The 14,247-nt window shown below is 70.5% G+C and carries 13 protein-coding genes; 8 read left to right on the forward strand and 5 right to left on the reverse strand.

Annotated features, from left to right (window positions below):
* Positions 1–178: 178 nt before the first annotated feature.
* A complete protein-coding gene (locus ACWD68_RS40580) occupies positions 179–2,035 on the reverse strand; it encodes a streptophobe family protein (RefSeq protein ID WP_451811494.1) in 1,857 nt (618 codons plus the stop codon).
* A 239-nt stretch (positions 2,036–2,274) separates the two neighbouring features.
* On the opposite strand from ACWD68_RS40580, the gene ACWD68_RS40585 reads away from it, so the two are divergent.
* Positions 2,275–4,767 carry an FHA domain-containing protein gene (locus tag ACWD68_RS40585; protein WP_451811495.1) on the forward strand — a complete coding sequence of 831 codons (2,493 nt, stop codon included), beginning with the start codon at positions 2,275–2,277 and terminating at the stop codon, positions 4,765–4,767.
* 82 nt (positions 4,768–4,849) lie between these two features.
* Here ACWD68_RS40585 and ACWD68_RS40590 read toward each other — a convergent pair whose 3' ends face one another.
* The 3 genes from ACWD68_RS40590 to ACWD68_RS40600 all read right to left on the reverse strand — a co-directional run bounded on the left by ACWD68_RS40590 (position 4,850) and on the right by ACWD68_RS40600 (position 7,729).
* On the reverse strand, positions 4,850–5,617 hold the full coding sequence (locus tag ACWD68_RS40590) for a transglycosylase SLT domain-containing protein (RefSeq protein WP_451811496.1): 768 nt from the start codon (positions 5,615–5,617) through the stop codon (positions 4,850–4,852).
* A 292-nt stretch (positions 5,618–5,909) separates the two neighbouring features.
* The gene (locus ACWD68_RS40595) at positions 5,910–7,037 is read right to left on the reverse strand and encodes an S-adenosylmethionine:tRNA ribosyltransferase-isomerase (protein ID WP_451811497.1); all 1,128 of its coding nucleotides are present in this window, start codon (positions 7,035–7,037) and stop codon (positions 5,910–5,912) included.
* Positions 7,034–7,729, reverse strand: coding sequence for an SDR family NAD(P)-dependent oxidoreductase (locus tag ACWD68_RS40600; protein WP_451811498.1), 696 nt, complete (start codon positions 7,727–7,729; stop codon positions 7,034–7,036). The genes ACWD68_RS40595 and ACWD68_RS40600 overlap by 4 nt, the downstream gene beginning before the upstream one ends.
* 188 nt (positions 7,730–7,917) lie before the next feature.
* On the opposite strand from ACWD68_RS40600, the gene ACWD68_RS40605 reads away from it, so the two are divergent.
* The 4 genes from ACWD68_RS40605 (at position 7,918) to ACWD68_RS40620 (ending at position 10,633) form a co-directional block, all read left to right on the forward strand.
* Positions 7,918–9,096 (forward strand): GAF domain-containing sensor histidine kinase, encoded by a 1,179-nt coding sequence (locus ACWD68_RS40605; RefSeq protein WP_451811499.1) that lies wholly within the window; start codon positions 7,918–7,920, stop codon positions 9,094–9,096.
* On the forward strand, positions 9,089–9,730 hold the full coding sequence (locus ACWD68_RS40610) for a response regulator (protein WP_451811500.1): 642 nt from the start codon (positions 9,089–9,091) through the stop codon (positions 9,728–9,730). Before ACWD68_RS40605 ends, ACWD68_RS40610 begins: the two co-directional genes overlap by 8 nt.
* Before the next feature lie 220 nt (positions 9,731–9,950).
* On the forward strand, positions 9,951–10,196 hold the full coding sequence (locus ACWD68_RS40615) for a chaplin (protein WP_451811501.1): 246 nt from the start codon (positions 9,951–9,953) through the stop codon (positions 10,194–10,196).
* A 197-nt stretch (positions 10,197–10,393) separates the two neighbouring features.
* Complete coding sequence (locus ACWD68_RS40620; RefSeq protein ID WP_451811502.1) at positions 10,394–10,633, forward strand: chaplin; 240 nt, start codon at positions 10,394–10,396, stop codon at positions 10,631–10,633.
* A 275-nt stretch (positions 10,634–10,908) separates the two neighbouring features.
* On the opposite strand, the gene ACWD68_RS40625 is transcribed toward ACWD68_RS40620, so the two are convergent.
* Positions 10,909–11,697 (reverse strand): hypothetical protein, encoded by a 789-nt coding sequence (locus tag ACWD68_RS40625; protein WP_451811503.1) that lies wholly within the window; start codon positions 11,695–11,697, stop codon positions 10,909–10,911.
* Between the two features lie 121 nt (positions 11,698–11,818).
* On the opposite strand from ACWD68_RS40625, the gene ACWD68_RS40630 reads away from it, so the two are divergent.
* From ACWD68_RS40630 to ACWD68_RS40640, 3 genes are all read left to right on the forward strand, one after another.
* Entirely contained in the window at positions 11,819–12,610 is a 792-nt protein-coding gene (locus ACWD68_RS40630; protein ID WP_451811504.1) for an ABC transporter ATP-binding protein, read from the forward strand.
* A 95-nt stretch (positions 12,611–12,705) separates the two neighbouring features.
* On the forward strand, positions 12,706–13,140 hold the full coding sequence (locus tag ACWD68_RS40635; RefSeq protein WP_451811505.1) for an NfeD family protein: 435 nt from the start codon (positions 12,706–12,708) through the stop codon (positions 13,138–13,140).
* 130 nt (positions 13,141–13,270) lie between these two features.
* A complete protein-coding gene (locus ACWD68_RS40640; protein WP_451811506.1) occupies positions 13,271–14,227 on the forward strand; it encodes an SPFH domain-containing protein in 957 nt (318 codons plus the stop codon).
* The last annotated feature ends 20 nt before the right edge of the window (positions 14,228–14,247 follow it).

Genomic DNA, 14,247 nt, shown 5'->3' on the forward strand with positions numbered 1-14,247 from the left:
TACGTCCGGATCGAGCAGCGGTTCCCTCCTGGACCCACGTCTGATCCAGCGGCGACGGACTGGGATGTACCGGCACGGCCCCGACCCACCCACCGGACCGCACCCGGGATCCGGACCCCACCCGACGCCGGCACGAGCGCACCCGCACCCCTGTCCGGACGCCTCCGGCAGACGACCCTCAACGCCGAGGCCCGCGCGGCGCAGGCGGCGGAGGCGGCGGAGGTCCGTCGTTCGACGAGGGCGGACCGGACGGCGGGGGAGGAGGCGGCGGAGACCCGTCCTGCCTCCGCTTCGGCGCGGGCCCGATCGGCCCCACCACAGTGGGCGCCCCGTAGACATCACCGGGTGCCGGCCCCCGATCCTCCGGCTCCCGCAACTCGTCCGGGACCCTCAGATACGGATTGGTGTCCGGGTTGGGCGCCCGGTACGACCGCCGAGGCCGATACGGCCCAGCACTCCCATCGGCCCCCGCCCCCGCATCAGCACCCAAACCCGCATCCGACCCCGCAACCACCCCACTACCCGCACCGACACCAACACCCTCAAGCCCCCCGGCCCCCCCAAGCCCCCCACCCCCCAAGTCACCCCGTGCCAACCCAGCAGCCCTCCGCCCCGCAGCCCCACTCGCACAGGCCAGCAACGCCCCCACCGCACCCGCCCCCGCCCCCCACGCGGCACCGAACAGCAACGCCACCCCCAGCCGCCCGCGCAACTCGATCCCCGCCCCGAACGCGTCGAACCCCAGCACGGACAGGGAGGCGTCCACCGACACCTCCGTCAGCCACGCGAGCAGCGGCAGCGCCAGCGCCGTCACGACCCCGAGCCGCAGTGCGCAGCGCCCCCCGAACCGCAGCGCACTCCCACCCCGTACATCTGAGGCACCCGGTACTCCCGCAACGGTGGCACTCCCGGCCCGTACAAATGGCGTACGCGCCGCAGTCAGGACGCCCGCGTACAGCATCATGAGCGCGGCAGCGACCCCCAACAGCCATACGCGCCCGTCGAGTTCGGCGAGCCGCCCGAGCGTCACGGGCCGGTCGGTGTCGACGGCCAGCAGCTTGTCCAGGGGGTCGGGCAGCAGCTTGGCGAGTTCACCCGTCGCCTTGCCGTCCCAGGGCACGAGGAGCCCGACGGGGATGCCCAGCCACACACCGTTGGGCGCACCGAGCAGCGCCGCTCCCGCGATCCGCTTCGGATGGTCGTCACCGATCGCCGCGTACGCCGCCGCCGCGAGGCCCGCCAGGACCGCGACCAGCATGACCGCGACGAGCGAGGAGACGGCCGGCCGCACCGCGCGGTGCACGGCGTCCCAGCCGCGGGGCAACGGAGTACGCCGGGAGGCCAGCAGGGCGATCAGCAGGACCCCGGCGGCCCACGCGGCCCCGCCGAGCAGCGTAGGCGCGGTGTCCACGGAGAAGCCCACCGCCGCCTTCGCGTCCACCAGGTCGCCGATCTTGTCGGGCAGCAGACCGCCCAGATCCCCGAGCCCGCCCGGGAGTTTGTCCGTGATGTCCCCGAGCCCGCCGCCACCGCCGGTGACCTTGTCGAGCCCGAGCTGCCCGCCGTCGATCGTGATGACGTCGTGGCCGGCCCAGGCGAGCCCGCCCAGTGTCGCGACGAAGAGGACGATCACCGAGCCGGCCCGCGCCAGGAGTTCGGCGGGCGTGATGACAACTCCGGCCCCGCGCAGGGACCGCAGGAAGAACCACGACATGAGCAGCGCGCCGACCAGCCCGACGCCCAGTGGCGTGATCTGGATGGCGGTGTGCGCCTCCGCTCCCTTCAGGCCGAAGGCCGAGACGTCGCCGGACGGCGTCACCGCACCGCCCGCCCCAAGGGCCACCACCGCGGCGGTCATCGGGCCGAGCGAGGCCGTCGCATCGGCCCCGAGCAGGTGCAGACCGAGCGCGGCGGTGCCCGCCATGCCGATCAACGCCCAGCTCACGGAGGCGATCGCGGACAGCAGGACATCCCCCCACGGCACACTCCTGGTACTCCTGGTGCTCCCGCCGTGTTGCGTCGTTCCGATGCTCATCGCAAGACCCCCCGATCCGCGCGGCGGCGATCCCCGCGTATGTCCCCCTCGCGTGGGATTACCACTCTCCGGGCCGGTTTCAACCTCGTCAACGGAAACGGGCAACTCGCCCGTACCCATCCTTCACATGGCCCGACTTTCGGTCAGGGGGCCTCTACTGAAATAGTTCCCCACGATGTTCGACATCCCTAGACTCCCTGTGATGGGGGTAACTCGGGGGACAACTCAGTGGGGCTGGAGTGCCGGAACTCGTACTGGAATTGAATGGACGGACCTGGACGCTCGATGCGACCAGGCCCTACGCCCTCGGACGTGATCCGCAGGGGGACATCGTGCTCGAGGACGCCAGGGTCTCCTGGCGTCACGCCACGATCAGCTGGAACGGCCGTAGCTGGGTCATCGACGACCACGGGAGCACCAACGGCACGTTCGTACAGGGGCAGCGGATCCACCAGATGGAGATCGGCCCGGGTTCGGCCGTGCACCTCGGCAACGCGACCGACGGACCGCGCCTGAGCTTGTCCGGCGCGGCGGCCTCGGTGGCGCAGCCGCAGCAGCAGCCGTTCGCGGCTCAGGGCGCCGGCCCCGGCTGGGCTCAGCAGCCGACGCCGCAGTCACCGGAGCAGGCCCGCAGCCCGCAGCAGGCGGCGGGCATCCCGCAGCAGCAGGGACCCGGTGGTGGCGCGGGGGCGCCGCCGGTCTACGGCGACCGCAGCCCGACGACCTTCCACCAGTTCTCGCTGGGCCGCGTGATGCGCATCGGCCGTGCGCTGGAGAACGAACTGGTGGTCTCCGACCTCCAGGTCTCCCGCAACCACGCCGAGTTCCACGCGACGCCGGACGGCCGCTTCGAGATCCGCGACCTCGGCTCGCACAACGGCACGTATGTCAACGGTATGCCGATCGCCAAGGGCGGCTCCGCGCTGCTCGGCCCGAACGACATCGTCGGCGTCGGCCACTCGACGTTCCGTCTGGTCGGCGACCGCCTCGAGGAGTTCGTCGACACCGGTGAGGTCTCCTTCTCGGCCCGCCATCTGACGGTCACCGTCGACGGCGGCAAGCAGATCCTCAAGGACGTCTCCTTCGGCGTACCCGAGAAGTCGCTCGTCGCGGTCATCGGCCCGTCGGGCTCCGGCAAGTCGACGCTCCTGAAGGCGCTCACGGGCTACCGCCCCGCCAACCAGGGTGACGTCCTCTACGACAACCGGAACCTGTACAAGCAGTTCGCCGAGCTGCGTCAGCGCATCGGTCTGGTCCCGCAGGACGACATCCTGCACAAGGAGCTGACCGTCAAGAAGGCCCTCAAGTACGCGGCCAAGCTGCGCTTCCCCGCGGACACCACGAGCCAGGAGCGCGAGGCCCGGATCGACGAGGTGCTCCGCGAGCTGAAGCTGGACATCCACAAGGAGAAGAAGATCACTTCTCTCTCCGGTGGCCAGCGCAAGCGTGTCTCGGTGGCCCTGGAGCTGCTCACCAAGCCGTCGCTGATCTTCCTGGACGAGCCGACCTCCGGTCTCGACCCGGGCATGGACCGCGACGTCATGCAGCTGCTGCGCGGCCTCGCCGACGACGGCCGTACGGTCCTCGTCGTCACGCACTCGGTGGCCGAGCTGGCGATCTGCGACAAGCTCCTCGTGATGGCGCCCGGTGGCTCCGTCGCCTACTTCGGTCCGCCGGAGGAGGCGCTGAACTTCTTCGGTTACGAGACCTGGGCCGACGTGTTCTCCGCCTTCGAGAACTACCGCGACTACGACTGGGCGGGCCGCTGGAAGGGCTCGCAGCACTACCAGATGTACGCCGCGGACATCGACGCGGTGGCTCCGCAGTCGACGCAGATGCCGCCCGCGCAGGCGATGAAGCCGCCGAAGCCGCAGAGCTGGGGTTCCCAGCTGATGACGCTGATCCGCCGCTACGCGTCGGTGATCGCGTCGGACAGGGGCTTCCTGGCACTGACGGTGATCCTGCCGGCGGTCCTGGGCTCGGTCAGCCTGCTCATCGACAGCGGCAAGACGCTGCTGGTCAACGACAAGGTGCTGCCCTCGGGCGCCCATGTCGCGAACGGCACGGCCACGACCGTGCTCCTGATCCTCGCGGTCGGCGCTTGCTTCGCGGGCGCCGCCAACTCGGTCCGTGAGCTGATCAAGGAACGGGTGATCTACGAGCGGGAACGCGCGACAGGTCTGTCGCGTTCGGCGTACCTGATGTCCAAGGTGATCGTCCTCGGTGTGATCACCCTGCTGCAGGGCGCTCTGGTCGGTGCCATCGGCTTCGGCAGCCGTGAGGTCCCGTCCGAGGGGCTGATCCTCAAGAGTCTGCCCAAGGTCGAGCTCGCCCTGCCGATCATGGCTCTCGGCTTCGTGTCGATGATGTTCGGACTGATCATCTCGTCGCTGGTGAAGACCGCGGAGAAGACCATGCCGCTCCTGGTCATGTTCGCGATCGTCCAGGTCGTCTTCACCGGCTGCCTGTTCATCCTGAACGGCACCATCGGCGTCAACCAGTTCTCGTACCTGATGCCGGCCCGCTGGGCGGTGGCGGCCTCGGGCGCCACGCTGGACCTGAACAACATCTTCCCGAACCAGGACGACCCGACGAGCACGGACCCGCTCTGGGACCACACGGCGGGGGCCTGGACGATCGACATGATCGCCCTGATCGCCCTCGGTGTGATCTGCGGCTTCTTCGTGGCGCGCTTCCTGCGCCGCCACGAGCCCGAGGTCATGCGCAAGTAGGTGTCCGCGGACGACGCGAGGGCGGCCCCCCGGATGGGGGTGCCGCCCTTCGGCGTCTGTGTCGGAGCTCCGCGCTCGGCCCTCAGTACGCGCTGTTGACGTTGTCCATCGAGCCGTACTTGTCGGCCGCGTAGTTGGCGGCGGCGGTGATGTTGGCGACCGGGTCGTAGATGTTCCACGAGGTACCGGCCACGTGGTAGGCCTTGAACGTCGGCGGGATGACCTGGAGCAGGCCCTTCGACGGGATGCCGTTGATGGCGTTGATGTCCCAGTTGTTGATGGCCATCGGGTTGCCCGAGGACTCGCGCAGGATGTTGCGGTGCAGTCCGTTGTAGGAGCCCGGGATGCCCTTCGCCTTCATGATGTCGAGGGACTCGCGGATCCAGCCGTCGAGGTTGTTCGCGTACGTCTTCGCGGCGACCGTCTCGATCTTGATGCGCTGCGTCGAGCGGCTCGCGGCAGCGGCCTTGGCACGCGAGGCGGCGGCCTTCTTCTTCGCGGTGGCCTGGGCGGCGGCCTTCTTCTTGGCGGCTGCGGCGTCCGCGGCCTTCTTCTTGGCGGCGGCCGTGGCGTCGGCCGCGGCCTTCTTCTTCGCCGCGATGGCCTGGGCCTTCAGGTCGGCGCCGGCCAGCTGGTCGGTGACGCTGGCCTTGACGTCCTTGATCTGCTGCTCGCTGTAGGCGACCTTCGCCGTGGAGACGGCGGCGTCGTTCGTGGTGGTCCGGGAGTTGTCCGGCACCAGGGAGAACGCGAGGGCGGCGGCACCGAGGGTGGCCACACCGGCGATCGAGAGCTTGTGGAGCTTGGTCAGCTTCGGGCTATGTCCAGGAGTGGTGATGTTCTTGGGCATGTCTGATAGACCTCTTCGAATAGCGCGGAGGTCGCTCTTCGTCCCGGTGGGGGACAGTGTGTTTCCGGAACAAACGCCGCGGTGTGAAACCCGCGGCGCTGAGCGACAACGCAATTCTTAGCGGCCGCAAAATGCTGTGGCAAAGGTGTGACCTACGAAGCCGGGTAGTGGAGACGGAAGGTGCAAATCGGGGCAGACTGGCATGTCTTCCCTGTTCACCTTGTCCCTTTTATCTCCTATGCTCCTTCGTACGTGACCTGGACCCTATGCGCGGGCTCACATGGGCCTCGCGTCATTCTGACTCGGAGTTGCGAGAGCAATGCTCAGGGTGAGGGCTCTCCTCCGGGAGGATGAGATGCAGGTCCCCGAACTCGTGCCAGAGGTAGCGCAGGCGCAGCGCTTCCTCGTAGCCACGGTCGACGGCCGCTCCTCCCGCGACCGCCTCCAGCATCAGCAGATGCGAGGCCTCGGGCTCGTGCAGCCCGGTCAGCAGCCCGTCGACGGCCCGTACGCCGCGCTCCGGGGTCACCACGAGAGCGGTCCAGCCCTTCGCCGCCCGGACCAGCCCGTCGGCCCCGGTCGCGGATTCCACGGCCCGCACGGCCGTCGTGCCGACCGCGATGATCCGGCCGCCCCCGGCCCGCGCCGCGTTGATCAGCCGGGCCGACGCCCCCGGCACCTCGTACCGCTCCGGATACGGCGGTTCATGCGCCTCTGCCGACGCGACACCCGTGTGCAGCGTGATCGGCGCGAACTGCACACCCCGGCTCACCAGCTCCGCCACCAGGCGCGCGGTGAAGGGGCGGGCCGCGCTCGGCATCTCGGCGCTCCCCGCGCCGTCGTCCGACGGCAGCGCGAACACCGTCCGGTACACGGACAGCGGCTGGTCCCGTTCCGTATAGGAGTAGCGAATGGGCCGCCCGTACCGCCGCAGCAGCCCCAGCACGTCCGCGTCCGGCAGCCGTCCCCACCACAGCCGCGGACTGCGCGCGGTCAGCGGCTCCTCCAGGAAGAGGCGTACGTCCCCGGGCAGGCGCACCACTGTCCCCGCGGGCCCGCCCGCACGCGCACGCGTGGTCCCTGTTCCGTCGGGATCCCGCAGCTCGACCGCCCACCGCCCGTCATCGCCGCGCGTGGAGAAGTGCACGACCACGCGCGCGCGGCCGATCCGCCCGTCCACGGCCGCCGCCAGGGTGGCCGAGGTGTTGACGATCAGCAGATCCCCGGCGCTCAGCAGCCGGGGCAGCTCCACGAACGCGTGATGCGACACCTCGGTACCGCGCGACACCAGCAGCCGTACGGAATCCCGGTCGCGACCGGGACCGCGCTGCTCGGCGGGCACCCGCGCCGACAACTCCTCCGGAACCGTTCCCCACTCCCGGCCGCGCCCGACCGGAGGGACCCCCATCGCCGTCGTCATCGCCCCTCCAGCAGGGCCGGAGCCGCGAAACGCCCACTGGCCGGCCGCTCCTCGAGCAGGCGCAGAAAGGCCGGCACCACACTGTCCGGCGCGGGCCGCGGATCGTCGTCACCCGGTACGGCCGCCGTATAGAGGTCCGTAGCCATGTCCCCGGGGTCCACGGCCCAGACCCGCAGACCGGGCTCCTCCTCGCCGAGAACGGCCGAGAGATGGTCGAGCGCGGCCTTCGAGGCGCCGTAGCCGCCCCATGTCTCGTACGCCTCCGCCGCGGCGTCCGAACTGATGTCGACGACCGTGCCCGCCCCGGCCGCCCGCAGCAGCGGCAGCGCCTCCTGGATCAGGCCCAGCGCGGCGACCACGTTGACCTCCAGAGCCCGCCGCAGCCCGTCCAGACCCAGTTCCTCCAGACGCACCAGCGGCTCGGCCCCCAGCGCGCTCGCGTTGTTCACCAGAAGGTCGACACCGCCCAGCTTCCGGGCCGCCGCCACCAGCTCGGCACGGTGACCTTCGTCCGTCACGTCCCCGGGCAGGGCCTCCACCCGCGTCCCGTACGCGGACAGTGCCACCGCGGTCTCCTCCAGCACCCCGGCGGTTCTGGCGTCGAGCACCAGATCCCAGCCGCGCTCCGCCAGAGCCGCGCCGAGCGCCCTCCCCAGTCCCTTCGAGGCCCCCGTGATGATCGCTACCGGCATGACAACCGTCCCCTCGTCCTTGGCCCGCCTTCCCGGCGGGTGCCCTCACGGTAGGAACGGGGACCGCCCGGGCGCCTCGTGCGCGGGCCGCAATGATCAGGGGCCCTTCGACCTAGGCCCAATGGCCGGGGCGAGCGCCATCACAGGGCCGATACGCACTGTCACACCCCGCAGGTAGTTTGGGGGTCATGAGCCATGGACCCCGGTCGGGCCTGTACGCGGTGAGCTCCGCGCTGCTGGCCATGAGCAGGCACCTCGAAGTGCGCGACGTCCTGAAGACGATCGTCGCCTCGGCCCGCGAGCTGCTCGACGCGCAGTACGCGGCTCTCGGCGTGCCCGACGACCACGGCGGCTTCGCCCAGTTCGTCGTCGACGGGGTCAGCGACGCCCAGTGGAAGGCCATCGGGCCGCTCCCGCGCCAGCACGGCATCCTCGCCGCGATGCTGCGCGAGGCCCGCCCCGAGCGCCTGGCCGACGTGCGCGAGGACCCCCGCTTCGAGGGCTGGCCCGAGGCCCACCCCGACATGTCCGACTTCCTGGGCCTGCCCATCCGCGACGGCGACGAGATCATCGGCGCGCTCTTCCTCGCCAACAAGCTGCGCCCCGCGGAGGAACACCACCCACACACCGCCGGCCCCCGGCGGGACGGCGGCTGCGGCTTCACCGAGGACGACGAGGAACTCCTCACCATCCTCGCCCAGCACGCGGCGATCGCCCTGACCAACGCCCGGCTCTACGAACGCAGCCGCGAGCTCACGATTGCCGAGGAGCGCTCCCGGCTCGCGCACGAGCTGCACGACGCCGTCAGCCAGAAGCTGTTCTCCCTGCGCCTGACCGCGCAGGCCGCCGCCACCCTCGTCGACCGAGACCCCTCCCGGGCCAAGGGCGAACTCCAGCAGGTGGCCGCGCTCGCCGCGGAGGCCACCGAGGAACTGCGCGCCGCCGTCATCGAGTTGCGCCCCGCGGCCCTCGACGAGGACGGCCTGGTCGCCACCCTGCGCACCCAGATCCAGGTCCTCGACCGCGCCCACTCCGCGCGCGTCACCTTCTCCAGCAACGGTGTACGGGCGCTGCCCGCCTCCCAGGAGGAGGCGATGCTGCGGGTCGCCCAGGAGGCCCTGCACAACGCGCTGCGGCACTCCGGGGCCACCCGCGTCGGCGTCACCCTGGTGCGGCGTGGCCCGGGCGCCGTCCTGCGCGTCACCGACGACGGCAGCGGCTTCGAGCCCACCGCGATACGCAGCGCCGGCCGCCACCTCGGCCTGGTGTCGATGCGGGACCGGGCGAGCGGGGTCGGCGGCACACTCACCGTGGAATCGGCGCCCGGAAAGGGCACCATGATCGAGATGGAGGTCCCTGGTGGCTGACGCAATCAAGGTGCTGCTCGTCGACGACCACCAGGTCGTCCGTCGTGGCCTGCGCACCTTCCTCGAAGTGCAGGACGACATCGAGGTCGTCGGAGAGGCGTCCGACGGTGCGGAAGGAGTCGCCCGCGCCGAGGAGCTGAAACCCGACGTCGTCCTCATGGACGTCAAGATGCCGGGGATGGACGGCATCGACGCGCTGCGCAAGCTCCGCGAACTCGCCAACCCCGCACGGGTGCTGATCGTCACCAGCTTCACCGAGCAGCGCACGGTGGTGCCGGCCCTGCGCGCGGGCGCCGCCGGGTACGTCTACAAGGACGTGGATCCCGACGCGCTGGCCGGAGCCATCCGCTCGGTCCACGCGGGGCACATCCTCCTCCAACCCGAGGTGGCGGGCGCCCTGTTGTCCCAGGAGGAGGTCAACTCGGGTCAGGGGAGGGGTGGTTCACTCACCGAGCGGGAGCGCGAGGTGCTCGGCCTGATCGCGGACGGCCGCTCCAACCGGGAGATCGCCCGCGCCCTCGTCCTCTCGGAGAAGACGGTGAAGACCCACGTTTCGAACATCCTGATGAAGCTCGACCTCGCCGACCGCACCCAGGCCGCGCTCTGGGCCGTACGGCACGGGATGGCGGGCTGATCGTCGAGGGGCCGCCCGCCCGGGGATCAGGCTCCGGCGCATCCCCTCGGCGCACGGGCGGGACGGTGCGACCGGGCGGCGACTCGGAGGGTCCGGCTCCGGGATGAGATTCATACCGTCGTGTGTATGTCACCCGGATGGCGCATCCTCCGGGAGGCTCGGCCGTTCTCCAGTGCGCTGCGGCGATCTGCCGCGGTGTTCGCGAGGAGGGGTTTCGGAAGTGAAGAACCTGAAGAAGGTCACAGCTGTCGCGATGGTGGCCGGTGGCCTGGTCGCCGCCGGTGCGGGCATGGCGTCGGCCACCGACGGCTCGTGGGCGGGCGGCAAGGCCGCGGGCTCTCCGGGGGTCGTCTCCGGCAACGTCGTCCAGGCGCCGGTCCACATCCCGGTGAACGCGGTGGGCAACAGCGTGAACGTCATCGGCGTCCTGAACCCGGCCTTCGGCAACCTCGGTCTCAACCGCTGAGGTTCCCCGCCGGAACGCTCACGACCACCGGCCTTCCGGGACTCCCCGGGAGGCCGGTCGGGTTGTCGGCTCATCGGCTGACTGAACCGGACGGGGCAATCGGAACGGCCTTCCCGTGCCGTCCCCGACTCCCCGGCGTTGCTCAGCGTACGACCCGCGGCCGGGTCGGATTCACAGACGCAAGAGGAGCATTTCCCATGAACATCGCCAAGAAGGCCGCCCTGGCCATCACCGTCGCCGGTATCGCCGCGGGTGCCGGTGCCGGTGCCGCTGTCGCCGACGCGGGTGCCAAGGGCGCGGCCGTGAAGTCGCCGGGGGTCGTCTCCGGCAACGTCGTCCAGGCGCCGGTCCACATCCCCGTCAACGTCGTGGGCAACACCGCCAACCTCGTCGGTGTCCTGAACCCGGCGTTCGGCAACACGGGCGTGAACGACTGACGCACCACCAGCAGTAAGGGCCCCGCGAACGGAAACGATTCGCGGGGCCCTTCCGCGTCCGCGCCGTCCCGAGCCCCGGCCCACCCCCGGCCGGGACTCCCCGCACTTCTTCCGGACCACGCGAAGCGTCCGAGCCCCCGGGCCGCCCGCGCACCCACGGAGCCGAAGCCGCCCGAAGCGCGAGAGCCTCGAGCGCCCGTGGCGGCCGTAGCGCCCGAGGCACCGGACCGCGGAGACCAGGAGCCGAGGGTGCAGGCACGGGCGTCAGGCAGCGGTCAGCGCACCCCGCGCTCCCGCTCCTCCACGAACGCGTTGTACGCCGCCACCTGAGCCCGCCGGGCCGTCCGCTCCACCGGCCGCAGGGCCTCGGCGCGAGCGGCCATCTCCGACGCGCTCACCGCCCCGCCGTGCCCGCTGTCGTACGCGACGGAAATCAATGTCCCGACGCGCTGAGCCAGCTCCAACACGCGCACCGCACGCGGCGGGTACCCGGGGGCCAGCAGCTCCCGACCCCGTTCCGCCCGTGCCCGGTACGCCTCGATCGCCGCCTCCGCGACCGGCCCCGACCCGGCCACGTCCAGCCGCGACAACACCTCCGTCGCCTCGCGGAGGGCCTCCGCCAGCTCCCGCTCGGCCTCCCCGAGCGAAGGTACATCGGCGGGCGGCGCCTCCCGTACGGCGAGGCAGTGCCAGACGACCTCGACGTGCACATCGCCGGCGGGCCCGGCCTCGTACACCTCCGGCACGAACCCCAGCGCCGCTCCGTGGCAGACCACGGCCTCCTCGGCGTCGAGAGCGCGCGCGTTGAACGCGGGCGGGCCGCTGAGCCCGAGCGGATGCCCCGGCGCGGGCAGCGCGACCCGCAGCCCGGTCACCCCGAGCGTGCGCAGCCGGCCGAGGGCGAGCGTGAGCCCGACGGGCCCCGACTCGCCCGGCAACCCCTCGACCCGGTGCACCGCGTCGTCCCCGACGATGGCGAGCACGGCGTCGTCCGGAGAAACAAGTCCGGCCAATAGGGCATTTCCCCATGGGGCCAGTTGTCCTGAGCGTGGTTCCGAGAGCATGCCCCCACCCTAAGGACCGGCCGATGGATCGGTGTGGCCGACCGGTGGCGTAGGTTTTCCCTGGGGGCTGCGTCCACAGACGTAAGCGACGGCCGAGACTGCAATGGGAGACAACGCGCTCATGAGCGATGTACTGGAGCTGGAGGACGTATCCGTGGTCCGCGAGGGCCGGGCTCTGGTGGACCAGGTCTCCTGGTCGGTCAAGGAGGGGGAGCGCTGGGTCATCCTCGGTCCCAACGGCGCCGGGAAGACCACTCTCCTGAACGTCGCCTCCAGTTACCTCTTCCCCAGCTCGGGCACCGCCACCGTCCTCGGCGAGACCCTCGGCCAGGTCGACGTCTTCGAGCTGCGCCCGCGCATCGGCATCGCCGGTATCGCGATGGCCGAGAAGCTCCCCAAGCGCCAGACGGTCCTGCAGACGGTTCTCACCGCCGCGTACGGCATGACCGCCGGGTGGCACGAGGACTACGAGGACATCGACGAGCGGCGCGCCCGCGCCTTCCTCGACCGCCTCGGCATGAGCGACTACCTGGACCGCAAGTTCGGCACCCTCTCCGAGGGTGAGCGCAAGCGCACCCTGATCGCCCGCGCCCTGATGACCGACCCCGAGCTGCTGCTCCTCGACGAGCCCGCGGCCGGCCTCGACCTCGGTGGCCGTGAGGACCTCGTGCGCCGCCTCGGCCGCCTCGCCCGCGACCCGATCGCCCCCTCCATGATCATGGTCACGCACCATGTCGAGGAGATCGCCCCCGGCTTCACCCACGTCCTGATGATTCGTCAGGGCAAGGTGCTCGCCGCCGGCCCGCTCGAGCTCGAACTCACCTCGCGCAACCTCTCCCTCTGCTTCGGCCTCCCGCTCGTCGTCGAGCAGGTCGGCGAGCGCTGGACCGCGCAGGGCCTGCCGATGGCCTGAACGGCCGTGGCACGCGGACGCGCACCCCTCACTCGGCGTACCCGACTTGATCGCGCGCTCTGTCCGCCGGGGGAGCGCGGTCCTACCATGACCATGTGAACGACATCAACGCATGGGTGTGGTGGCTGGTCGGCGCGGCCGGACTCGGCATTCCGCTCGTGGTGACCGCGATGCCGGAGTTCGGCATGCTCTCCGTGGGCGCCGTCGCAGCCGCGGTCGCGGCGGGTCTCGGCGGCGGTGTCGTCGTCCAAGTCCTGGTCTTCGTGGCCGTGTCGGTCGCGCTCATCGCAGTCGTACGCCCCATCGCCGCCCGGCACAGCGCGCAACGCCCTCAACTCGCCACCGGCGTAGAAGCGTTGAAGGGAAAGCAGGCCATCGTCCTGGAACGCGTGGACAGTTCGGGCGGCGGCCGCATCAAGCTAGGCGGAGAGATCTGGTCGGCGCGCGCCCTCGACGCCGGCCAGGCCTACGAGGAGGGTCAGGAAGTGGACGTCGTGGACATCGACGGAGCCACGGCGATCGTCATGTGACCTCGCACAACGCAAGTGAACCGAACGCCCCACGTGGTAGACGACGTTCTGTCACACTCGTCCAGCAAGATCTTCAACTGCCATAAGATCTTTCGGAATTACCGAGTGGAGAAGGGTACGGGGAGCATCGATGGAACCGATCATCATCGTCCTGATCATTCTGGTGGTGTTGGTCTTCATCGCCCTGATCAAGACCATCCAGGTCATCCCACAGGCCAGCGCGGCCATCGTCGAGCGCTTCGGCCGCTACACGCGCACACTGAACGCCGGCCTCAACATCGTCGTCCCGTTCATAGACTCGATCCGCAACCGCATCGACCTGCGTGAACAGGTCGTCCCGTTCCCGCCGCAGCCGGTGATCACCCAGGACAACCTGGTGGTCAACATCGACACCGTCATCTACTACCAGGTCACCGACGCGCGAGCCGCGACGTACGAGGTCGCCAGCTACATCCAGGCGATCGAGCAGCTCACCGTCACCACGCTCCGCAACATCATCGGCGGCATGGACCTGGAGCGGACCCTGACCTCCCGCGAGGAGATCAACGCGGCCCTGCGCGGCGTCCTCGACGAAGCCACCGGCAAGTGGGGCATCCGCGTCAACCGCGTCGAGCTCAAGGCGATCGAACCACCCACCTCCATCCAGGACTCGATGGAGAAGCAGATGCGCGCCGACCGCGACAAGCGCGCCGCGATCCTCACCGCGGAAGGCATCCGCCAGTCGCAGATCCTCACCGCCGAGGGCGAGAAGCAGTCCGCGATCCTGCGCGCCGAGGGTGAGGCCAAGGCCGCGGCCCTGCGCGCCGAGGGCGAGGCCCAGGCCGTCCGTACGGTCTTCGAGGCCATCCACGCCGGAGACCCGGACCAGAAGCTCCTCTCCTACCAGTACCTCCAGATGCTCCCGAAGATCGCCGAGGGCAACGCCAACAAGCTCTGGATCGTGCCCAGCGAGATCGGTGACGCCCTCAAGGGCCTGAGCGGCGCCATGGGCAACTTCGGAGGCCTGGGCGGGGCCGGCGGTTCGGGCAACAGCGGTTCCTCCGGCGGCGGCAACGAGCGCCGCGAGAAGCCCTCCATCACGGACTGACGCCGTACGACGATGGGGCC

It is taken from the genome of Streptomyces sp. NPDC005141, from assembly GCF_053599975.1.